Here is a 19,803-nt window from a genome sequence, read left to right as displayed (position 1 = left end):
CGAAACCTGTCTACTGGGTGGTGAAGGCGAGTTTGGCGCCGAGCGCGGCGAAGGATCCGGCGAAGATCCGCCGCATCCAGGCGAGCACGCGCGGCCGGGAGATGACGTGGTGGCGCACGCCGGCGGCGAGGACGCCGTACACGCTGAACACCACGAACGTCGCCAGCATGAAAACCCCGCTCAGCAACAGCATCCGGGGGATGGACCCGGGTTCGCCCGCCGGGACGAACTGGGGCAGGAACGCGAAGAAGAACAGCGTCAGCTTCGGGTTCAGGACGTTGATCAGCACGCCGGAGGTGATCGTCCGCAGCGCCGACTTCGGTTCGGGGTCGCCCTCGACGACGATCGCGTCCCGGTCCCTCAACGTCGACCACGCCATGTAGAGAAGGTAGGCCACGCCAAGGTATTTGATGATTTCGAAGGCCACCGCGCTCGCGTGCAGCAGCGCCGCGAGACCGGTGATCGCGGCGACCATATGGGGGATGATGCCGAGCGTGCAGGCGGTCGCGGCGATCACGCTCGCGCGTTTGCCGCGGGTCAGCCCGGCGGACAACGTGTAGACCACGCCGGTGCCGGGCGTGGCGACCACGACCAGCGTGGTGATCAGGAAGGCGATGCTCACGCCGACCACTGTGCTGGTGGTTTGGTCTGCCGAACAGAGCCAAAGTCGAGTCGGCTTACAGGGCCAAACGCTGGCGCCCGAGAGGCTGAGCACCATCTCCGTCTGGGGATCGCCGTCGGAGAGAACGCAAATGTGCCGGTCAACTTCGCCGAAGACCCTGTTGGAAGCCGGTTTTCGCCGACGTCACCGGCGAAGAACCGTGCCGAGAGGCCCGAACTGGTGTCCTATCGGGGCTGGGTGGCGGGGCTTCTGGCCCAGAAGAGGTCCGTGACCTGGCCGGGCTCGGGCGCGTCGCGCTGGAGGCGATCGTCTGGGCGGCTTGAATCCGTCACCGGATGGAGTGGCATGATGCACGCTCGCACGTCGACGAGGAAGGCCTTGGTTTGAGCGCGCGCACCTCCCAGGTGGACGACCTCCGGCTGGTGGCACAACCGAATGCCGTGTTGTGCTCCGAGCTCTTCGTCCGTCTCATCTTGTCGGATTGGTCCTTGCGGCCGTTGCTCGATCAGGCGAAGACCGCCGCCGCCAGACTGGTGGACGCGCTGGTCGACGCGGCGGATCCGAAGGAGCCGCCGTTCCTGACGCTGAGATTGCGGCTGCAGGCCGACGTGCTGGTCATCGAGGTCGACCACGAACTCGTCCATCTGGCCGCGCCGACGCCCGCGCCGGGCGAGCGTACCGGGGTGGTGCCGTGCGAGACCGGCGGCGTCACCACCTGGTGTGAACTCCCGCTGCCCGGTGGCCTGTCCGCCGGACAGGTGCAGCTGCCGCGCCGGGGCGACCGCCGGACTCTGGTGGACGAGCCCGTCTCCGGTGAGCCGGTCGGCGCCGATCCCGAGGTTCTGGAGCGACTTCTGTCCCGCTTGAGCGGCTGGTCCGGCTGATCCTCTGAAAGGATCCGAGGATGGGCTCGAAACGCGTCACCACCCCGGTTCTGGAGATCGAGTACGAACACGCCGGTGATGCGGGTGGGCCGCCGGTCATCCTGCTCCACGGGTTCCCGTACGACGTACGCGCCTACGACGAGGTCGCCACGGTCCTCGCGGCCGGCGGCGCTTCGGTGTATGTGCCGTATCTCCGCGGGTTCGGCGGGACGCGGTTCCTCGACCACGCCACGCCGCGCTCCGGGCAGCAGGCCGCGCTCGCGCAGGACCTGCGGGAGTTCATGGACGCGTTGGGGCTCGGAAACGCCGTCGTCGCCGGATACGACTGGGGCGGCCGGGCGGCGTGCATCGCGGCCGCGTTGTGGCCCGAGCGGGTGCGTGGGCTGGTCTCCGTGGACGGCTACAACGTCCAGAACCTCGCCTATGCCGGGGAACCGGCGCCGCCGGAGTGGGAACGCACCTACTGGTACCAGTTCTATTTCCACTCCGAGCGCGGCCGTCGAGGCCTGGAGGCGAACCGCGACGAGCTGTGCGCCTTGCTGTGGCGCACCTGGTCGCCGACCTGGTCCGGAGCGGACGCCGCGTTCCCCGCCAGCGCGGCAAGCCTGCACAACCCGGATTTCGTCGACGTCGTCATCCACTCCTATCGGCACCGGTTCGGCCTGGCGGAAGGGGATCCGCGGTACCAGGCGCTCGAAGACCTGATCGCGAAGGAACCGGCCATCACGGTGCCGACCGTCGTGCTGGAAAGCGGGGACGACGGAGTCGGCGGGCCCAGTGCGGAAGGCGACCGCGAGTACTTCACGGGCGCCTACGACCACCGCGTTCTGCCGGGCGTCGGCCACAACGTTCCTCAGGAGGCGCCTGAAGCGTTCGCCGCCGCCGTCGCTTCCCTGCTTTAGTGGTCCTTCCCTTCCGGCGAAAGGAACGCCCTGTGACCGACTCCCAGCCCGCGCCCCCGGTCCCGCCCGGGACGTTCCTGCTCGAACTCGTCCCGGTGCCGGTCAGCGACATCGATCGGGCGAAAGAGTTCTACACGGAGCGGCTCGGCTTCCACCTCGACGTCGACGTCCGGCCGGCCGACGGGGTCCGGATCGTCCAGCTCACGCCGCCCGGTTCGGCCTGCTCGATCACCCTGGCCACCGGGATCGCGTCGCTCGACATGCCGGTCGGGACGCTGCGCGGGCTCCATCTGGTGGTCGCGGACATCGAGGAGGCTCGCGCCGCGCTCATCGCGAGGGGAACCGAGGTCGGTCCTGTCGAGGACATGGGTGGAGTCTTCTACGCGGCCTTCAGCGACCCGGACGGCAACACCTGGACGTTGCAGCACATGCCCTGGCGGGTGGCGTGAGCGTGATCACCCGTCCGTGCGCATGACGAATCCCGATCAAGGGTTGTCCTCCCTGTGACGGCGCACGATCCGGGCGCCACGGACGGAGGAGGACCCGATGTCGTTGGGCGACAAGATCAGCAACAAGGCGGAAGAGCTGGGCGGTAAGGCCAAGGAAACCGCCGGTGACGCCACCGGCAATGAGGAACTGCGTGCGGAAGGCCAGGCGGACCAGGCGAAGGCCGGTCTCAAGGGCGCCGTCGAGAACGTGAAGGACGCTGTCGGCGACGCGGCGGACAAGATCCGCGACACCTTCAAGAAGTAGCGGTTCCCTACGGGCCGGGGCAGCGACTGCCCCGGCCCTTTTTCATCCGTTCAGGAGGATCGGCAGGCTGGTCAGCCGCGTGCCTTGGATGCCGCCGAGGAACGTCTGCCGGAGCTCGGCGTACGGAACCGCGAGCCGCGCGCGGGGGAAGTCCTCGCGCAGGACCGTCGCCGCCGCCCGCAGTTCGAGCTGCGCGAGCTGGGCGCCGACGCAGAAATGCGGACCCGCGCCGAACGCCAGGTCCTGGCCCGGTTTCCTGGCCGGATCGGTGTTGATGCCCTGGATGTCGACGAGCACCGGTGCCCCGGCGGGGAGACGGACACCGGCGAGGTCGATCTCCGTGGTGGTGAAGCGCCAGAGGGTGAACGGTGCGGGCGGATGCACCCGGAGTGTCTCGCGGACCAGGTCGTCCACGGGGGCGGTGTCGCCGTGGAGGAGCCGGGCGACCAGGAAGCCGAGAGACGCGTCGGTGGTCAGCTGCCCGGCGAAGATCAACGAGAACAGGTGGTACCGCAGGTCGTCGTCGGAAGTCCCCGGCGGGACCCGTTCGCGCAGTTCCGCGGCGAGCCCGTGCCGGTCCGGCGTCAGCCCTGCCGCGGCGAGGCCCGCGATCGCGGCGATGGCCTTGCCCTGGGCGCCCGGTTCGGGATCGGACATGCGGCGGCAGGCGTCGACGGCGTCGTCGAGCAGGCCGAGCGGGATACCCAGCAGATCGAGTAGCACGGTGAGCGGGAACCGGGTGGAGAAGCCGTCCATGAGGTCGGCCTCGCCGCCCAGGTCCGTCAGCAGTTCCCGCGCGATTTCGTGGATCCGGCCGGATTGGGCCTGGATGCGTTTGGCGCTGAGCAGCGGGGCGTGTGCTCGACGCAGTTGTGCGTGGTCGGGGCCGTCCAGGGTGGTGAGTGACGGCTGTTCGGCAGCGGTCTGTTCGAGGCCGGCGACGGCCGGATCCCAAGGGGCGTGCGCGGGGTCCTTGGCGATGCGCGGGTCGGAGAGGACCTCGCGGGCCAGCTCTTCCTCGGTGACGATCCACGCCTTTCCGCCGGCTGGCGCGGCCACTTCGACGAGGGGGCCGGCGGCACGCAACGCGGGGCGGACGAGGTCGGAATCGGTGATGCCGCGGATCGTCGCGGCGAACGGGTCGGGGAGCACAACAACTCCTTCATGAGAAAGTAGCTTCACTGTGAAGGTATATTTGGGGCCGGTAGGTTGTCAAAGCACTTACTCGAGGAGGGTCGATGGAGGATGAGGTCGCGACGCGGAGCGCGTCGCTGCTCGACGGCCTCCGGAGTTTCGGCGCGAACTACACCGAGTTCACCCGCCGCTTCGCGAACTGGCTCGGCCTGCACGCCACCGACGCCGCCGCGCTGGTGGAGATCCTCTACGCCGAGGACACCGGCTCGCCGCTCTCCCCGGCCAGGCTCGGCGAACGCATCTCGCTGACCTCCGGCGCGACCACGAACCTGCTGAACCGGCTGGAGAGCCTCGGCTACGTCGTGCGGACCCGCGAGAACACCGACCGGCGGGTGGTGACCCTGCGCAGCGGCCCCGACATCCAAGGCCCCGCGCGGGAGTTCTTCGGCCCGTTCAGCTCCGGGCTCGCCGCGCTGGTGGCCGAGTACCCGGCGGAGGAGATCGAGCGCTTCGAGGCCTTCTTGCGGCACCTAAGGTCCACAATGGACGACGTCCTGGCCGAACAGGGCCGCCCCTGACCTCTTCCCGCGTTCACCCTTCTGAACGCGGGAGGGACTCGACCAGTCCGGATCGGCGTCGGCGCCGAATACCTCTCAGACGCCGGGAAACCGCGTATCCGGGCGTCGGGTGAGGTGGAGGCAGCTTGATGGTCGAGGGTGTGCGGACGAGTCTGCGCGAAAACGGCGGCACCGGAGCGGAGTCACCCGAGTCGAGCCTGATGCAACGGGTCGCGGCCGGGGACGAGCAGGCGTTCGCCGATCTGTACGACGTCGTGGCGGGACCGGTGTGGGGAGTGGTGAACAGGGTCGTCCGCAACGGCACGTTCGCCGAGGAGGTGACCCAGGAGGTCCTCGTGGAGGTGTGGCGGACGGCGGCCCGCTTCAAACCGGGCAAGGGCAGCACTCTCGCCTGGGTGCTGACCATCGCGCACCGGCGGGCGGTGGACCGGGTGCGCTCGCATCAGGCCGCGCTCGACCGGGACGACAAGGCGGGCAGGCTCGATTTCCGCCGCCCGTTCGACGAGGTCGCCGAGTCGACCATCGCCAATCTGGAACAGCAGCGGGTACGCCAGTGTCTTTCGGCGCTGACCGACCTGCAACGGGAGTCCGTCGTGCTGGCTTATTACAACGGGTACACCTACCCGGAGGTCGCGGAAGTGCTCGACACCGCGCCCGGCACGGTGAAGACCCGCATCCGCGACGGCCTGATCAGGTTGCGTGACTGCTTGGGGGTGGGGCAATGACCGCGGAACTGCACACATTGACCGGGGCTTATGCCTTGGACGCCGTCCCGGAAGAGGAAGCCGCGGCGTTCAAACGGCATCTGAGGGGCTGCGACGCCTGCCGTCAGGAGGTCCAGGAACTGCGGGAGACCGCGGCGCGGTTGGGTAAATCGCTCGCCGCGACGCCGCCGCCGGGGCTGCGGGAGGCCACGCTCACCGCGGTTTCCCATACCCGCCAATGGCCTCCGCTGGTCGCGGCGGTCCGGCGCGCCGAGCCGACGAAGAAGCCGTCCGTGCGGATCGCCTTGTGGAGTGCCGCGGCCGCCGCGGTCGGGGCGCTGGTGTTCGGCCTGGTCACGACGACCACCGAACCGGCCGCAGACCCGGCCCAGCAGCAACTCGCGGCGGTGAACTCGGTGCTCACCGCACCCGACGCCTCGACGGTGAAGGGGGCCAAGCCCGGCGCGCCCACGGTGGTGACTTCGCAGAGCCAGGGCAAGGTCGTCTTGCTCGCGGGTGATCTCCCGCCGCTGGCACCCGGCCGCGTCTACCAGGTCTGGCTCATCGGGGCGAGTGGTGTGCACTCGGCCGGGCTGCTGGCCGAGGACGGTCCGCATCGGACCCGGCCGATGATGACGGACCTGCCCGCGGGCATCGACCGGGTCGGCATCACCGCCGAACCCATGGGCGGCTCGCGGACGCCGTCCACCCCGGCGGTCGCGATGATCGATCTGGCCTAGGACACGGCCTTAGAGCCCGGTGAGCCGCCCGCAGGCCTGCCAGAGTTCCTGGCGCTGCGTGGCGGTTTCCCGGTTCTTTCCGAGGTAGTACGTCGGCCGCTGGACCCGGTCGTGCCAGAACATCCCGTTGTACCGGCCCGGTTCTTCGGCCGCGGCGAGCCAGACGAAGGTGTCCGCGCCCTGCTCGGCGTCGCGCAGGATCAGCCGGGTCAGTTTGCGGAACGTCGGCAGGGAGGTCGCGACGCCGGGGGTGTCCGCCCAGCCCGGATGCGCGGAGTGCACCGTGACCCCGGAGCCGTCCAGTTCGTCCGCCCAGAGTTCGGCGAGGATCACCTGCATGCGTTTGGTGCGCGCGTACCCGGCGGCCGGTTTGTATTCGCCTTGCCGGTATTGGAGATCGTCGGTGCGCAGCGGCTGGCCGTACATGCCGCCGGAGCTGACCCAGATCACCCGCGCGCCGTCGGCGAACTTCGGCCGCAGCAATTCGGTCAGCAGATGCGGGCCGAGGACATGTGTGGCCAGCATGACTTCGTTGCCCTCGGCCGTTTCGCGACGCTCCGAGGGCATCACGCCGGCGTTGTGCACGAGGACGTCCACCTCGCCGTCGAGTTCCTTGGCGTAATCGCGAACGGACGAGATCAGGCTGATGTCGCACTGGTCGACGACGACGTTTCCGGCGGGCGCGGCGCGTTCGATCTCGGCGCGGGCGGCCTCACCGTCGCCCCGGACCGCGATCCGGACGGTGGCGCCCAGTTTCGCCAGGCCGATGGCGGTCGCCTTGCCCAGCCCGGCCTTCGCTCCGGTCACCACGGCGACCTTGCCCGCGAGGGCGTCCGGTGCCGGGTCTTCAGGCCACCAGTGCCGCCGCAGGAGGTGCCCGAGGCTGCTGTACCCGAGCAGGCTCCGGTCGAGCGCGGTGTCGGCGGCCCGGGTCACGGCGGACATGCGGTACTCCTCTGCTCGGTACGGCGGTTCATCGCTCGTAGTACAGCGGAACGGGAACCAGTGCCCACACCGCTTTCCCGGTCCGCTCGGTCCGGAAACCCCAATCGAGTGAAAGCTGGCCCACCAACCTGAGCCCGTAGTGCGCCTGGTCGGAGCACAGGGGGTCCAGATCCGGATCATCGTCGGAGACCTCGACCATCAGGCCGTGCAGGCGCCGCTCGATCCGGAGTTCACCCGGTCCGATGGTGTGCCGGTAGGCGTTGCTGACCAGTTCGTCGACCACCAGGAGCAGGGGGCCGAGCGGTTCGTTCTCGCGCCTGCCGAAGCCGATGTGCTCGGCGACCACGGAGCGGACATGGCGTAGATCGGGACGATTCCGCAGGTCCAGTGTGACTTCCGCGGCGCCCGCGACCCGGCGGCACAACCGTTCGAGCTCCGCGTCCAGATTCGCGTGTCCGCCACTCACCGCACCCAGCTCCCCTCGCCGAACACCTCTCACCGGGTGTTCGGCGCCGACGGGGCCACGGACGGGTGTGATCGCCTACTGGAGGCGGGGACCGGTCTTGGCGGAGAAGCGGAATTCGATGGTCATCGGGAGTTCTTCGAGGTCCAGCGCCTGACGCAGCCGCGGCAGGCCCTCCCCGGTGACGCGTTCGCGGATGGCGGCGAGATCGCCGTCCTGCTCGGCGCTCAGCACCACGGCCAGCACCGGCGCGTCCTGGGTGCCGCCGAGCGTGGCGTGCGCGGCGTGGACGCCGGGATAGGCCCCGACCTCGGCGGTGAACGGCTCCACCGCCGTGCTCGCGGCGAGCGCAGTCTGACCCGTGTCCTGGTCGAACCGCCAGGTGCGGGACTTCGGTTTGCGGACGGGCTGCGCGATGAGCCAGCGCAGCGTCAGCAGTCCGACGACCAGCGCGCCCCCGGCCACGGCGTACCAGGCCCACCCGGGCGGCATCGCCGTGCCGGGCACGAGCGCGGTGTCGGCCTCGAGGAGGGGAATCCTGCCGAAATGGGTGCCGACGGCGAAGAGACCACCGGCGAGCAGCACCAGCCCGGTCAGCACCAGCAGGGTGCGGTTCAGGCGTGCGGGACGGTTGAGGTCGGTCATGACGCGCTCCTGGTGGCCTTGACACGGACCCGCACGGCCGGGACGGTGGCGGGGCCGATCTGCGCGAGGCGGTGCTCGATGGCGGCGCGGACGGCGTCGGCGAGACCGGCGGTGTTCGTCCGGCCGGTGGTCACCACCGAGACGACCTTGTGCCGCTTGACCTTCAGCTTCGCTCCCGAGACGCCGTCCACAGTGGACGCCGCGGTCCGGAGGGTGGAACGGTAGCTGCGCCGGGAGGCACCGGAATCCGGTCCGCCTGCCAGCGGCAGCACGGTCGGCCTCCCCGGGACGATCGCGCTGACGAACAGGAACAGCCCGATCAGGGCGACACCACCGCCCACGATCGCGGGAAGCGGGTCACTCCACCGGGTCCCGTGCAGCGCGGACGCGACGGCGTCGTAGCTGATCCACGGCTTCTCCCCGATGATCACCTGGACCGCGACGGCGGCGGCCAGAACGCAGCCGGCCAGCACCACGAGGGCGACGAGCACTGCCGGGACGCTACGGCGGGGGCGCCGTTTCATCGGACCCTCCTCGTTTCGGGCTCCGCGGTGTGCAGGGCCGTGACCGTGATGCCGACCCGCGTGACGGTCAGGCCCGAGAGCTCGCCGACACGGCGGATCAGATGTTCCCGCGCGGTTTCCGTGGTGGCACGGACCGAAAGCGGGTACTTCACCGAGAGCCGGACGTCCAAAGTGGCCGTCCCGCCGGTGACGTTCGCGCTGACCTTGGCGCCCTGGTCGGGGTCTTCACCGCCGACCGCGATCCCGAGCACCCGCGAAGCCGCGCCGCCGAGACCGTCGAGTTCGGTGATCGCCTGTGCGGCGATCCGCTCGACGGCGCCGCTCGCCACGGTCAGCCCGCCGCGCCCGTCCGTATCCGGCGCGGCGGGGGTCATGGTCGTCATGGCGGTCAGCCCCTGTCGCGGCCGGCCAGGGCCGAAAGGTCGAGCTTGCCGTCGAGGAACCGGCCGACCAGCAGACCGAGGGCGGCGAGGACGAGGACGACGACGAAGGCGCCGAACCCGCCGAACGCGCCGGCCACGCCGAGCACGAGACCGGTCAACAGGCCGAGATGGGTGGCATTCATGAGCGTTCTCCTTGCTGTGGGGCGCGGACCGGCGCCGGTGGTCACTGGACTCGGCCGGATTCGGTGCTTTCCTCGGTGTCGTCGTCGCCCGGGATGTGGACGTCGGACACGTTGATGTTGACCTCGACGACCTCGAGTCCGGTCATCTGCTCGACGGCGCCGATCACGTTGCGGCGCACCGACTTGGCCAGATCCGCGATCGCGACGCCGTATTCGACGACGATCTGCAGGTCGACGGCGGCCTGGCGCTCGCCGACCTCGACGGAGACGCCCTGTCCGGCGGACGCGGTGGCGCCCGGGATGCGCTCGCGCAGCGCGTTGAACGCCCGCGCGGCGCCGCCGCCCAGCGCGTGGACGCCGGAGATCTCACGGGTCGCGAGGCCCGCGACCTTCTGCACGACGGTGTCGGCGATCGTGGTCACGCCCTGCGGAGAGGCCAGCGCGCTGGTGCTGTTGTTGTCCGCGGCGGCGGGGGCGGCGGAGTTCGAGTTGGCCTTGGGGGTGGTGGCGGTGGTCATCGCACTCTCCTCGAGTCGGATTCCGTTGCTGTCGGGGAAGTTCCCGGGGTTTCCCGTTTCGCTCCCACACCCCATAGACCCAGCCGGGACAAGATCGTCACGACCCGATCGTGTGGTCTGGATCTCATCGTTCGTGGGTATGTCTTTCGGGATAGTCCCCAGTACCCACTTCGGCTCGGTTTCTTCAGTCTGTCGAGGGTCGTGCGCGGAGGGGGCGAAGGTGTTGGCTGTGTCGAGTTCAGAGACCGGAAATTCCCCGAACACAGGAGTGCCGAGTGAGTCCCCGTCGGTCGTGGTGGTCAGGCGTGGCGCTGTCCGTCGCGCTGGTCGCCGGATGCGCGACGTCGCAAGGAAGCCCTGCTCCACCGACCAAAGTGGACGAACCGGAGCACGACGCCGCCCTGGCGCCGTTCTACCGGCAGACCGTGAACTGGCAGCCGTGCGAGGCTCTGCAATGCGCGAAGCTGACCGTGCCGATGGACTACCGGCGGCCGGACGGGCCGAAGTTCACGGTGCCGTTGATCAAAGCCGCCGCGACCAGGCCCGGGGGACGACTCGGCACGCTCGTCGCCGGCGCCGGTGGGCCCGGCCAATCCGGCGTCGCCATGGTGAAGGACATCGCCGGGACCTGGCCCGCCTCGGTCCGGGAACGGTTCGACCTCGTCGGGTTCGATCCGCGGGGCATCGGCGGGAGCGAACCCCGGCTCACCTGCGAGACCGAAGGCGAACCGACCGAAAAGGCACCCGAAGGCCTGCCGCTGATCGGTGCCGAGGTCCCGCGAACGCGCCAGTACGCCGAGGCGTGCCTACGGGACACGGGGCGGGAAGTGCTCCCGCACCTGGGAACCGACGACATCGTCAGCGACCTCGACGTGCTGCGGGTGGCCACCGGCCAAGAGAAACTGACCTACGTCGGCTTCTCCTACGGGACCAGGATCGGGCAGTTGTACGCCGAACGGTTCCCGAAGAAGATTCGCGCCATGGTGCTCGACGGCGTCGACAACACCTATCTCGACTGGCGAAACGACACCGTCGAGCAGGCTAAGAGCGTCGAGGAGACGCTGCACGCCTACGCGAAGCAGTGCGCCACCAGGACGGACAAGCCGTGCCCCGGCCGGGACGAGACCGAAATCCTCGCCACCGTCGATCGTGTTCTGGCGAAAGCGGACAAAGAGGGCGACGGAGCATCGCTCCGCGAGGCGATCTCCGGGAAACTCACCTTCCCCGCCGACTGGGCCGAACTGTCCGGAATCCTGCTCGGTGCCGATGCCCCCGCGGACGGGAGGTCGGACGGCGAACCCTCCGACGCGCCGGAGGAGTCGACCGACACGACCGACGCGCTCACCGTCGTCAACTGCCTCGACCGCCCGCATCCCGCCGATCTGGCTCCCTACGAGGAGGCGGCCCGGGAGCTCCGCCGGGTTTCCCGGCTCTCGTCCGGCATCGAGGCGCTCGGGTGTGCCTTCCTGCCCACCGCGACCACTCCGGCCAGGACGGTTCACGCGGACGGCGCGCCGCCGATCCTGCTGGTCGGGACCACGCGGGACGCCGCGACGCCCTATGACTGGGCCCAGCATCTGGCGGGAAGCCTGCGATCGGCCGTGCTGCTGTCCAATGAGGACATCGGGCACGCCGTCTACGGCGGCACTTCGTCCTGTGTGGACGCCGCTGTCAGCCGGTACCTGGTCGATCTGACCCTGCCCGCGACGCCTGCTCGCTGCGCCACCGGGACAGGTGGCTGATCCGGGGCCGTGTGATGCTGTGCGCAGGCCGAGGGACGGGAGCATGAGGATGATGGACCGGCGGCTCGTCACCGTATCCGCCGAGCTGCTCCTGACCGGATTCGTCGCGAGCGTGACGGTCTTCCTGAGTGACCTGCTGCCCGCTTGGGGCTGGCCGGAACTGCTCTATCCGTCGGTGCCGGTGCTGGCCGCCGTGATCGCCTGCGCGGCAGGCCTGATGCTGGCGCGCCGGTGGTTCCCGGCGTCCGCGCTGCTCGTCGCGACGGTGCTGTTCGGGCTGTTCCCCGCCACTGGTGTCGCCCTCGCGGTCGTCGCCCATACGGCGGGTGTTCGGGGGCGGCGGTGGCCGCTGTTCGGCGTCGCGGCGTTGCTCCCGGCCGCGGTCGTGCTGATCACCCAGCCCGCTTTCCGCTGGCAGTACGTCCTCGTGGTGATCGCCGTGTCGACGGTGTCCTGCCTCGTCCTGCCCGCGTTGACCGGTGCGATGCAGGCGCAGCAGGCGCGGCTGGTCGTGGCGTTGCGGGACCGCGCCACGACGCTGGCCGAGGCCCGCCAGGTGACGCGGGAACGGGCCCGGTTGGAGGAACGTTCGCGGATCGCCGAGGAGATGCACGACCAGCTCGGGCACCGGCTCAGCCTGATCACGATGTTCTCGGGCGCACTGGAGGTCGCCTCCGAGGGGAAGGATCCGGAGCTGCGTGAGGCCGCGCGGCATGTCCGTTCGACCGCCAAGGTCGCGCTCGAAGAACTGCGGCAGTCCCTCGGCATCCTGCGCCCGGGCGGGGAACCGGTGGAGCCCGCCGAGGCCACCGACGCGGCGGGTACCAAGGCCGATATCGCCGATCTGGTGGAAGCCTCGCGCGACGCGGGACTCGACGTGAGCCTCGAATGGCATGGGGCCGACCTCGACGGCGTCCCGCCGCCGGTTCGCCGAGCCGTCCATCGGGTGGTGCGGGAAGCGCTGACCAACGTCCACAAGCACGCCGCCGCGGCATCGGCCGCCGTCGTCGTCGACCACGGTCCCGACCGGGTGAAGATCTTGGTGCGCAACGGAGTCGAGCCTGTCGCGGGGGAGCGGCTGCCCGGCACCGGACGCGGGCTGGTGGGTCTGCGCGAGCGGGTCCGGCTCCTCGGTGGCACGTTCACCGCCGCGCCGGACACGGACGGCGGGTTCGCCGTCACCGCCGATCTGCCGCACCGGGCGGACGGCCCGCTCGCCGAAGACGCGGGCGAGGAATCATCGGCCGCCGTCCCCGAGCGTCGTCCGGGCAGGCTCCTTTCCGGACTTCTGCTGACGACCGGGCTGGCCGCCGTCGCCGCGATGCTGCTGACGACGCTGGCCTTCGTCCCGCCGCTCACTCCCGCCGACAGCGAAGATCCACTGGCCAGCGTCAGAATCGGGATGACGCCGGAAGAGGTCGAGGCGTGGTTCGGCCCGAACGAGCCGTCGGCGCACGTCGCCGCGCACGGTCGCGAACCGCCGATCCCCGAGGACACCTACTGCGTCTACACGTCGGCCGCCGATCCGCCGGATGCCGAAACCTCAGCGATCTTCCGGTTCTGCTTCGGCGACACCGGGTTGGTGGAGAAGACCTGGTTCGAGCTTCCCGTCCCGAAGGAGGCGCCATGATCCGGGTCCTGCTCGCCGACGACGAGCCGCTGCTCCGTGCCGGTGCGAGACTTCTGCTGAATCAGGCGGGAGACATCGACGTCGTGGCCGAGGCGTCCGACGGCGCCGAGGCGATCGACGCCGTCCGCCGGGTGCCCGTGGACGTCGTGCTGATGGACATCAGGATGCCCAGGGTGGACGGGCTCGCCGCCGTCGAGGAACTCGGCCGGATCGCGCCCGGGGTTCGCGTCATCATGCTCACCACGTTCGGGGACGAGGCCTACGTGGCCCGCGCCCTGCGTGCGGGAGCGGCCGGATTCCTGCTCAAGGACACCGATCCGGCGCAGCTCATCCAGGCGGTGCGGGCCGCGGCCACCGGCGACGCGGTGCTGTCGCCCCGGATCGCGAAGCAGGTCATCGACCGCTTCCGCGACACCGATGCCGGCAGTGCCGACATCGCAGCGAAGGCCCGGCTCAAGCTCGGCGTGCTGACCGCGCGCGAACGCGAGGTCCTGATGCTGGTGGGGCAGGGGCTGGGGAACGCGGAGATCGCAGGGCATCTGCGGGTGTCGAGTGGGACGGTGAAAATCCACGTCAGCCGCGTCCTGGCCAAACTCGGCTGTGCGAACCGGGTTCAGGCCGCGATCCTCGCCCACGACGCCGGAGTCCTTCGAGACTGACCCTCGCCTTCCGTCGAGTTCTCTGTTAGGAAAGGTTCCTAACTAATGGGAGGCGATGTGCGCGGACGTGGTCTGGCGGCGGCGACGGTTCTGGTGGTCCTGTGCGGTGGCTCGGCCGCCGTCGCGGAGACGACGACGGCGGGGTCCGGTGCGCGAGTGGCGCGCAACATCATTTACATCCAGGGCGACGGCCTCGGCCTGGGGCAACGGGACCTGCTTCGGCTGGCGCTGAAGGGCAAACGTGGCGAGCTGGCGATGGACGGGCTCGCGGTCACCGGTCTCGTGCGGACGGCGTCGGACGATCCCGACGAGATCGTCACCGATTCCGCCGCGGCCGCCACCGCGCTCGCGACCGGCCACAAGACACGCAACGGAGCTGTCGGCGTCGACGTCCACGGCCGACCGCTGGAAACGATCCTCGAACGGGCGAAACGGGCGGGGAAGTCGACCGGCCTGGTCACCACCGCACAGGTGACGGGCGCGTCACCGGCGGCGTTCGCGGCGCACGTACCCAGCCGGGATTCGCAGAGCGACATCGCGAAGCAGTACATCGAGAACAGTCGCCCGGACGTCCTGCTCGGCGGCGGCGAGGACTGGTGGTACCCGAAGGGGAATCCCGGTCTCTGGCCGGACAAACCGGGGGAGGAGAGCCGCAGCCCCTACGGCAACCTGGTCGAACGCGCGCAGCGAACGGGCTACACGTACGTGCGCGACGGCGCCGAGCTTCAGGCCACCCGGGCGAACCGGATCCTCGGCCTGTTCGCGAACGAGGACATGGTCGACTACGGGCCGGACGGCGTCGGCAAGTACGCGCCGCGGGTCCCGCTGCGACAGATGGCGCGCAAGGCACTGGACACGCTGGCGAAGAACCCGCGCGGCTTCTTCCTGTTCCTGGAAGAAGAAGGAACCGACGGCATGTCGCACGAGAACAACGCCCACGGTGTCATCGACGCCGGCCGCGCCCTGGACGACACGATCGCCGAGGTCCTGCGCTTCGTCCGGTCGCACCCGGACACCCTGGTGATCATCGGCGGGGACCACGAGACCGGTGGCCTGAGCATCGAAAACTACGACGCCTCCGAAACCGGCCCCGACGGCCCGTTCGACGTCCCAGGCTCGAAGCAGCAGTTCGCCGTGGACTGGACGACACACGACCACACCGGCGCCGACACCCCGGTCACCGCCGAAGGTCCCGGCTCCGCCCGATTGGGCGGCACCGTGGAGAACACCGACGTCTATCAGGTGATGCGAGCCGCCGGTCGATTCTGAGCCGCCCCAGATGCCACGAAGGCCCCCTTTGAGACGGTGACCGTCTCAAAGGGGGCCTTCACGACATGCTGGACTCGGTCAGCCGCCGATGCTCTCGACGACGGCCTCGGCCACCGCCTTCATCGTGGTCCGGCGGTCCATCGCCGTACGCTGTATCCAGCGGAAAGCGTCCGGTTCGGTGAGGCCCTGACGGCTCATGAGCAGGCCCTTGGCCCGGTCGATGACCTTGCGGGTCTCCAACCGGTCGGTGAGGCCCGCGACTTCGGCCTCGAGCGCTTGAAGCTCGGAGAACCGGCTCACGGCCAGCTCGATGGCGGGCACCAGGTCACGTTTGGCGAAAGGCTTCACCAGGTACGCCATCGTGCCCGCTTCCCTGGCCCGCTCGACCAGGTCACGCTGGCTGAACGCGGTCAGGATGACGACCGGTGCGATCCGGTCGCCGGTGATCTTGGACGCCGCCTCGATCCCGTCGAGCTTCGGCATTTTGACATCGAGGATCACCAGGTCAGGCTTCAGTTCGGTGGCCAGGTTGATGGCCTGCTCACCGTCTCCCGCCTCACCGACGACCTCGTAGCCCTCTTCGCGGAGCATCTCGACGAGGTCCAGACGGATGAGCGCCTCGTCTTCGGCCACGAGCACCCGCCGCTGGGGTGCGGCGACGGCACCATTGGCCTCGGCAGCCTGCTCGGTCACCGGGGTCCTCCTGAAGGTCGTCGGGTAGTTCGGCTCGCGGGCGATCCGCGAACTCGAAGCCTACCGGGAACGATCCAGTTGGCGAGATGGCGTTCACCACGTCAGACGGTCGTCACACTCCCGGGCCCGGCGGAAGGCGCGCCGCCGTGATCCCGTAAAGTTCATCAGGCACCGCCCCCGTAGCCCAACTGGCAGAGGCAACGGATTCAAAACCCGTCCAGTGTGAGTTCGAATCTCACCGGGGGCACAAGCAGGATGCACATTGGGTCTGGCCTGGCATTGTCGTTGTGATGTGGCGTCGCCGATGGCGGTTATCGCGTCCAGGTCCCCGGGTAACGTGGCTTTGATGGTTGCTTGGTCGTTCTGGTAGCGGACTTTGATCGTGAGCTGAGTCAGGGCCAGTAGGCGGTGTAGTAGGTCTGCTGGGGCGTGGCGCAGGTTGGCCTTCAGGTAGGGCAGAGCGGCTAGCAGGTTCGCTTGGTCTGGGTTCGTTTGGCCTGGGGCGGCGTCGTCGGCGATTCGGCTCAATGCGTCGAGGAGTGTTTTGCGCTTGAGGTAGAGCTGGCATGCCCGATGGAGTCAGAACTCGGCGCCGCGTTGGTGTTTCGTAAGTTCGATCTCGTACGAGGCGTCGGATGTACTCGTGGTCGCTTTGGCTTCGAACGACCCGGTGTCGGGCGGATACCGGGTACCGACTGGAACCGGCCAACCGGAGAGTTCTTGGTTCGAGTCCAAGCGGGTGAGCAAAGCCCTGGTCGTAGACCTGGACTGGGTGTTACCCATGAGCAGGAGCGATCTAGTGCCGATTTTGACGCTCGTTCAGCTGCGGCCTGCTGCTCGGGCTCGTCGACGTCCTCGGTCAGGCCTGGCACGACCAGCGCGACGAACCCGCTTCCCTGGCGCACCACCGTGAACCCGGCCGTCTCGGCGTGAAGCGTGATCCGGTTGTTCTTGCACCCGCATCGCGCGTGATACCGGCCCCATCTCGTCAGCAGCGCCTCGTACACCAGCCGATCGCCGTAATACTTTGGATTCCGCGTAAACCCGGACATCCCGCGATACTCGCACCGCAGACCAGGCGCCGACCCACACCACGCGAGCCCCGTTCGGAGCATGCCCCGGTGCCGATAAATCCCGGTCCACACCCGACCAACGACGGACCGTGACGAAACCGGCCCTATTGCCTGCACTCCCTGCACGACATCAAAGCAACTGGTCAGGCCATATCCGCACCTGGAACCGCTACGCACCCGGCGACACTCACCGCTACAAGCAGCGAGAACTGACGCCACTTGAGTACGCGGCCTCACCAGTCAGCGATCCTAGGTTCCCCTCGTCAGCGCGGGTGCTTGAAATGGCCGGGGCCGGGCACAGACGTCAAGACCAGCAGTGCGAACAGATTCCCTTTTCGTTCGCTCGGGCGGCGCCGGTCGTGGTCCAGACCGGCGGGTGCACGGTGCGCCCCCGCTGGCGGGCGACGTTCACCGAGTGCTGGTACTTCACGCACTCGGTAGTGCGGTGGACGTTTCGGCTCCGTGCCGTCACGAACCCTGGCGTGTTCGGGTCCATCGGCCACTTCCGTGCCCGTTGCGCGGGAGTTCCTACTTGAGCCGGACGGTTGTCAACCGGTGCCGGTGCTGCGGGAGTGGGGTCTTCGTCCCATGCCTCCGGGTCGCCGGGCCGTGACATCGTGGTGTTGTCGTCGAAGCGCAGCCCTGCGGGGATGTGCCCGGACCGCGGGCGCCCTGATCGGGTGCGGGTGTCGACCCCGCACCACTCCGCGAACTCGAACACGTCGAAGTTCGGGTCCGCGTGCCCGAGTACCTGCGCAGCAATCCACATGACATTCGTTCGAACGAACTCAGTCTGCTCGGGAGTCAGCTGCTCGGGAGTCGCGTTGATTCCGTCGTTGTCACGCTGATGACCTGCGCGGTCAAGCCGGAATGGTGCGTCCGACCAGTCGTGGTAGCTGATTTCCGCAGCGAATTCGCGGGCAAGACGGCTCAATGCCATAAGGTCCTCCGACAGGACTTGGTATAGCAGCGTCCCCCGACGGGGAACCCTTCCCGAAATTGTACTGGGCGCAACCGTTTGCCTGGCAGGACTATCTGTCACCTTTGATCAATAGTTGTCACAGGGCCTGCTGCTGGCATCACTGCCCACTGAGCGCTTGTGTCCATGCCCGTTCGAATTCGTCGCCAGCGATTCGGGTCGCCACGAACTCCGGCTGCGCGTTGATCTCGTCAAGGGGTGGTACGGGGACCTCACCTAAGCCTGTGCCCCCCACCTCGCATTTTTCGTCGGCCCAACCGATGCGGCCGTCTCGAAAGCGCTCCACCTTCCGACGCTCGTAGCCATCGGTGCCGACCTCGCTGAGGATTTCCACCGGTTCATCGGGGAAGTCGTGCAGCCACGCAACCCGCAGGTGCAACATCTTGCGCATCTCTCCCGCCTGTACTGACCGTGCTCTTCGCTCTCGCGCAGTCTATTCAGCCGCACCCGCGTTCGGGCGGAGATGTCGCGAGAACCGTGGGTGACAACAAGAGCTCACACCAAGTGCCCGAAAGCAGAGCGCTGCCAGGAGTCGCCCACACGCGATCGAGTGACGTCGTCACCGATCACGTATCCGGTGGCTGTTCTCTGCCACCTTGTCGGGTGAGCACTCGCCAACCCCCGCGCTTTCGCCCCGGATCCGACCGCGGCCTACGTCGCTGCGCCAGCGGACCTTCGCCGTGGGCGCATACTGGGGCGCACTTCTCATGGTTGCGGCTGACATTGCGCTAGGTGAAGGCAAACTCGCCAAACCCTGGCATGTCGGAGCGCTCATCATCGCCGGCGGAGTTGACGTGGCCAGCCTGGCAGCGCCGTGCGCAAGGTGGCCTGGATGCGTTGCAGCGTGCCCGGCGTGACCGGTCTGCCCGCCGCGCCGTGGGTCCGGATGATCGCGGTGAACATCGCCTGCACCTGAGCGTTCGTCTACTTGCCGAGCAGCTGGTCGCCCAGGTATGGGATCAGGTACCCGCGGATGTGCTGGCGGTAGCTGCGCAACGTCGACGCACCCGGCCCGATCCTTGTGTCGAGCCAGAGCTGCAGCCGCTGCGCGACCGTGATCGCCGCGGCCGACAGTTTGCTCCTGCCCGGATCGCATAGGTAGGAGTGGGCTGGCGTGCCGCCCGTTGCGACGAGAACCCGCCGCGGCGGATCTGTCGTCTCCGCCCGTTCGGCCACGGCGGCATCTCCACCCGGAAGTACCAGCTCTCGTGCCCCCCGCACCGTCAACCCTCGACACCGGCTACCCAGTAACCGGCCCGCATCGTCCTGGCAACCGCACCGCTTGTACACACCATCGACCTTCATGGCACACCGCTCACTCCTTCGACGGACGTACTCAGCGTGCGCCGCCGGCGGGCTGTTACGGAACCCCCGATGAGGGACTCCGCAAGACGTCCCGACAACGGTCATCGTTGACGCGCTCGTGGGTCTCTGTGGTGTCAGTGCGCGCACAGTCTCGGCGATCCCTGGCGCTCGGACGACGTCGCAATCCCATTGAGACGTGGCAATGGCATCTATAACCGGGCAGCAAATTCAGTGGCAAGTCAGAAAAGTACCAACCGGTTGTTGGTTGAGCCTGAGACTTGGATTGCCCTGAAGGGCTGATACGAAATAGCTGGCTCGCTCATGATCGTTCACTCTGTTGGAGTCTTCCTTCACTCGATAGTGATCGTGAAGAGTCATGATGACTTTGTGGGTCGCGTGGCGTCGGGGGACGCGTGCTGACCGGGCCGAGGGGGTCCTTTCCAATGGTGCGTCCGTCAGTGGCGCGCGGCTTCAGG

The 19,803-nt window shown here is 68.6% G+C and carries 24 protein-coding genes and 1 tRNA gene; 12 read left to right on the top strand and 13 right to left on the bottom strand.

Annotated elements, in window-relative coordinates; translation table 11 throughout:
* Positions 1-10: 10 nt before the first annotated feature.
* The gene (locus H5J31_RS03445) at positions 11-622 is read right to left on the bottom strand and encodes a LysE family translocator (protein ID WP_181770950.1); all 612 of its coding nucleotides are present in this window, start codon (positions 620-622) and stop codon (positions 11-13) included.
* 383 nt (positions 623-1,005) lie between these two features.
* On the opposite strand from H5J31_RS03445, the gene H5J31_RS03440 reads away from it, so the two are divergent.
* The 4 genes from H5J31_RS03440 (at position 1,006) to H5J31_RS03425 (ending at position 3,161) form a co-directional block, all read left to right on the top strand.
* Positions 1,006-1,506, top strand: a complete 501-nt coding sequence (locus tag H5J31_RS03440) for an ATP-binding protein (RefSeq protein ID WP_181770949.1) — start codon at positions 1,006-1,008, stop codon at positions 1,504-1,506.
* Positions 1,507-1,526: 20 nt separating this feature from the next.
* Positions 1,527-2,408, top strand: a complete 882-nt coding sequence (locus H5J31_RS03435; RefSeq protein ID WP_181770948.1) for an alpha/beta hydrolase — start codon at positions 1,527-1,529, stop codon at positions 2,406-2,408.
* 32 nt (positions 2,409-2,440) lie between these two features.
* Entirely contained in the window at positions 2,441-2,857 is a 417-nt protein-coding gene (locus tag H5J31_RS03430) for a VOC family protein (RefSeq protein WP_181770947.1), read from the top strand.
* A 97-nt stretch (positions 2,858-2,954) separates the two neighbouring features.
* Positions 2,955-3,161: a CsbD family protein gene (locus H5J31_RS03425; protein WP_181770946.1), complete on the top strand. Its 207-nt coding sequence runs from the start codon at positions 2,955-2,957 to the stop codon at positions 3,159-3,161.
* Between the two features lie 42 nt (positions 3,162-3,203).
* Here H5J31_RS03425 and H5J31_RS03420 read toward each other — a convergent pair whose 3' ends face one another.
* Positions 3,204-4,313, bottom strand: a complete 1,110-nt coding sequence (locus tag H5J31_RS03420) for a cytochrome P450 (protein WP_181770945.1) — start codon at positions 4,311-4,313, stop codon at positions 3,204-3,206.
* 86 nt (positions 4,314-4,399) lie between these two features.
* Here H5J31_RS03420 and H5J31_RS03415 point away from each other — a divergent pair, with 86 nt between their 5' ends.
* From H5J31_RS03415 to H5J31_RS03405, 3 genes are all read left to right on the top strand, one after another.
* Positions 4,400-4,873 (top strand): MarR family winged helix-turn-helix transcriptional regulator, encoded by a 474-nt coding sequence (locus H5J31_RS03415; protein WP_181770944.1) that lies wholly within the window; start codon positions 4,400-4,402, stop codon positions 4,871-4,873.
* Between the two features lie 128 nt (positions 4,874-5,001).
* Positions 5,002-5,598, top strand: a complete 597-nt coding sequence (gene sigK, locus H5J31_RS03410) for an ECF RNA polymerase sigma factor SigK (RefSeq protein WP_181770943.1) — start codon at positions 5,002-5,004, stop codon at positions 5,596-5,598.
* Positions 5,595-6,317, top strand: a complete 723-nt coding sequence (locus H5J31_RS03405) for an anti-sigma factor (protein ID WP_181770942.1) — start codon at positions 5,595-5,597, stop codon at positions 6,315-6,317. The genes sigK and H5J31_RS03405 overlap by 4 nt, the downstream gene beginning before the upstream one ends.
* A gap of 9 nt (positions 6,318-6,326) precedes the next feature.
* Here H5J31_RS03405 and H5J31_RS03400 read toward each other — a convergent pair whose 3' ends face one another.
* From H5J31_RS03400 to H5J31_RS03370, 7 genes are all read right to left on the bottom strand, one after another.
* Positions 6,327-7,262, bottom strand: coding sequence for an SDR family NAD(P)-dependent oxidoreductase (locus tag H5J31_RS03400; RefSeq protein ID WP_181770941.1), 936 nt, complete (start codon positions 7,260-7,262; stop codon positions 6,327-6,329).
* Positions 7,263-7,290: 28 nt separating this feature from the next.
* Positions 7,291-7,728, bottom strand: coding sequence for an ATP-binding protein (locus tag H5J31_RS03395; RefSeq protein ID WP_181770940.1), 438 nt, complete (start codon positions 7,726-7,728; stop codon positions 7,291-7,293).
* A gap of 75 nt (positions 7,729-7,803) precedes the next feature.
* Positions 7,804-8,370, bottom strand: a complete 567-nt coding sequence (locus tag H5J31_RS03390; protein WP_181770939.1) for an Asp23/Gls24 family envelope stress response protein — start codon at positions 8,368-8,370, stop codon at positions 7,804-7,806.
* Positions 8,367-8,894 (bottom strand): DUF6286 domain-containing protein, encoded by a 528-nt coding sequence (locus H5J31_RS03385; protein ID WP_181770938.1) that lies wholly within the window; start codon positions 8,892-8,894, stop codon positions 8,367-8,369. Before H5J31_RS03385 ends, H5J31_RS03390 begins: the two co-directional genes overlap by 4 nt.
* Complete coding sequence (locus tag H5J31_RS03380) at positions 8,891-9,277, bottom strand: Asp23/Gls24 family envelope stress response protein (protein WP_181770937.1); 387 nt, start codon at positions 9,275-9,277, stop codon at positions 8,891-8,893. The genes H5J31_RS03385 and H5J31_RS03380 overlap by 4 nt, the downstream gene beginning before the upstream one ends.
* A gap of 5 nt (positions 9,278-9,282) precedes the next feature.
* Positions 9,283-9,459, bottom strand: coding sequence for a hypothetical protein (locus H5J31_RS03375; RefSeq protein ID WP_181770936.1), 177 nt, complete (start codon positions 9,457-9,459; stop codon positions 9,283-9,285).
* A 41-nt stretch (positions 9,460-9,500) separates the two neighbouring features.
* A complete protein-coding gene (locus H5J31_RS03370) occupies positions 9,501-9,977 on the bottom strand; it encodes an Asp23/Gls24 family envelope stress response protein (protein WP_181770935.1) in 477 nt (158 codons plus the stop codon).
* Between the two features lie 305 nt (positions 9,978-10,282).
* Between H5J31_RS03370 and H5J31_RS03365 the strand changes: the two genes are divergently transcribed.
* The 4 genes from H5J31_RS03365 to H5J31_RS03350 are packed head-to-tail and all read left to right on the top strand — an operon-like array spanning position 10,283 to position 15,277.
* A complete protein-coding gene (locus H5J31_RS03365) occupies positions 10,283-11,719 on the top strand; it encodes an alpha/beta hydrolase (protein WP_181770934.1) in 1,437 nt (478 codons plus the stop codon).
* 43 nt (positions 11,720-11,762) lie between these two features.
* The gene (locus tag H5J31_RS03360) at positions 11,763-13,349 is read left to right on the top strand and encodes a histidine kinase (protein ID WP_181770933.1); all 1,587 of its coding nucleotides are present in this window, start codon (positions 11,763-11,765) and stop codon (positions 13,347-13,349) included.
* Entirely contained in the window at positions 13,346-14,008 is a 663-nt protein-coding gene (locus tag H5J31_RS03355; protein ID WP_181770932.1) for a response regulator, read from the top strand. The genes H5J31_RS03360 and H5J31_RS03355 overlap by 4 nt, the downstream gene beginning before the upstream one ends.
* Positions 14,009-14,065: 57 nt before the next feature.
* The gene (locus H5J31_RS03350) at positions 14,066-15,277 is read left to right on the top strand and encodes an alkaline phosphatase (RefSeq protein WP_181770931.1); all 1,212 of its coding nucleotides are present in this window, start codon (positions 14,066-14,068) and stop codon (positions 15,275-15,277) included.
* Positions 15,278-15,355: 78 nt separating this feature from the next.
* Here H5J31_RS03350 and H5J31_RS03345 read toward each other — a convergent pair whose 3' ends face one another.
* Entirely contained in the window at positions 15,356-15,970 is a 615-nt protein-coding gene (locus H5J31_RS03345) for an ANTAR domain-containing response regulator (RefSeq protein ID WP_181770930.1), read from the bottom strand.
* A 173-nt stretch (positions 15,971-16,143) separates the two neighbouring features.
* Here H5J31_RS03345 and H5J31_RS03340 point away from each other — a divergent pair.
* Positions 16,144-16,217: transfer RNA gene (locus H5J31_RS03340), tRNA-Leu, on the top strand.
* A 1,130-nt stretch (positions 16,218-17,347) separates the two neighbouring features.
* Here H5J31_RS03340 and H5J31_RS03335 read toward each other — a convergent pair.
* The 3 genes from H5J31_RS03335 to H5J31_RS03325 form a co-directional block, all read right to left on the bottom strand.
* Complete coding sequence (locus tag H5J31_RS03335) at positions 17,348-17,983, bottom strand: hypothetical protein (protein ID WP_181770929.1); 636 nt, start codon at positions 17,981-17,983, stop codon at positions 17,348-17,350.
* 139 nt (positions 17,984-18,122) lie between these two features.
* On the bottom strand, positions 18,123-18,413 hold the full coding sequence (locus tag H5J31_RS03330) for a DUF6881 domain-containing protein (RefSeq protein WP_236004632.1): 291 nt from the start codon (positions 18,411-18,413) through the stop codon (positions 18,123-18,125).
* Between the two features lie 533 nt (positions 18,414-18,946).
* Positions 18,947-19,243: a hypothetical protein gene (locus H5J31_RS03325; protein ID WP_181770928.1), complete on the bottom strand. Its 297-nt coding sequence runs from the start codon at positions 19,241-19,243 to the stop codon at positions 18,947-18,949.
* Positions 19,244-19,803: the final 560 nt, after the last annotated feature.

It is taken from the genome of Amycolatopsis pittospori (assembly GCF_013870525.1).
GTDB classification, from domain to species: Bacteria; Actinomycetota; Actinomycetes; order Mycobacteriales; family Pseudonocardiaceae; genus Amycolatopsis; species Amycolatopsis pittospori.
Note: the sequence above shows the minus strand (reverse complement) of the source record. Positions and strands in the feature narration are given on the sequence as shown.

Coding starts and splice junctions, on each gene's coding strand:
- H5J31_RS03415 (WP_181770944.1), top strand. CDS start 4,400: ATGGAGGATGAGGTCGCGACGCGGAGCGCGTCGCTGCTCGACGGCCTC.
- H5J31_RS03435 (WP_181770948.1), top strand. CDS start 1,527: ATGGGCTCGAAACGCGTCACCACCCCGGTTCTGGAGATCGAGTACGAA.
- H5J31_RS03400 (WP_181770941.1), bottom strand. CDS start 7,262: ATGTCCGCCGTGACCCGGGCCGCCGACACCGCGCTCGACCGGAGCCTG.
- H5J31_RS03405 (WP_181770942.1), top strand. CDS start 5,595: ATGACCGCGGAACTGCACACATTGACCGGGGCTTATGCCTTGGACGCC.
- H5J31_RS03375 (WP_181770936.1), bottom strand. CDS start 9,459: ATGAATGCCACCCATCTCGGCCTGTTGACCGGTCTCGTGCTCGGCGTG.
- H5J31_RS03370 (WP_181770935.1), bottom strand. CDS start 9,977: ATGACCACCGCCACCACCCCCAAGGCCAACTCGAACTCCGCCGCCCCC.
- H5J31_RS03330 (WP_236004632.1), bottom strand. CDS start 18,413: ATGCGCAAGATGTTGCACCTGCGGGTTGCGTGGCTGCACGACTTCCCC.
- H5J31_RS03360 (WP_181770933.1), top strand. CDS start 11,763: ATGAGGATGATGGACCGGCGGCTCGTCACCGTATCCGCCGAGCTGCTC.
- H5J31_RS03380 (WP_181770937.1), bottom strand. CDS start 9,277: ATGACGACCATGACCCCCGCCGCGCCGGATACGGACGGGCGCGGCGGG.
- sigK (WP_181770943.1), top strand. CDS start 5,002: ATGGTCGAGGGTGTGCGGACGAGTCTGCGCGAAAACGGCGGCACCGGA.
- H5J31_RS03390 (WP_181770939.1), bottom strand. CDS start 8,370: ATGACCGACCTCAACCGTCCCGCACGCCTGAACCGCACCCTGCTGGTG.
- H5J31_RS03425 (WP_181770946.1), top strand. CDS start 2,955: ATGTCGTTGGGCGACAAGATCAGCAACAAGGCGGAAGAGCTGGGCGGT.
- H5J31_RS03335 (WP_181770929.1), bottom strand. CDS start 17,983: ATGGCATTGAGCCGTCTTGCCCGCGAATTCGCTGCGGAAATCAGCTAC.
- H5J31_RS03385 (WP_181770938.1), bottom strand. CDS start 8,894: ATGAAACGGCGCCCCCGCCGTAGCGTCCCGGCAGTGCTCGTCGCCCTC.
- H5J31_RS03355 (WP_181770932.1), top strand. CDS start 13,346: ATGATCCGGGTCCTGCTCGCCGACGACGAGCCGCTGCTCCGTGCCGGT.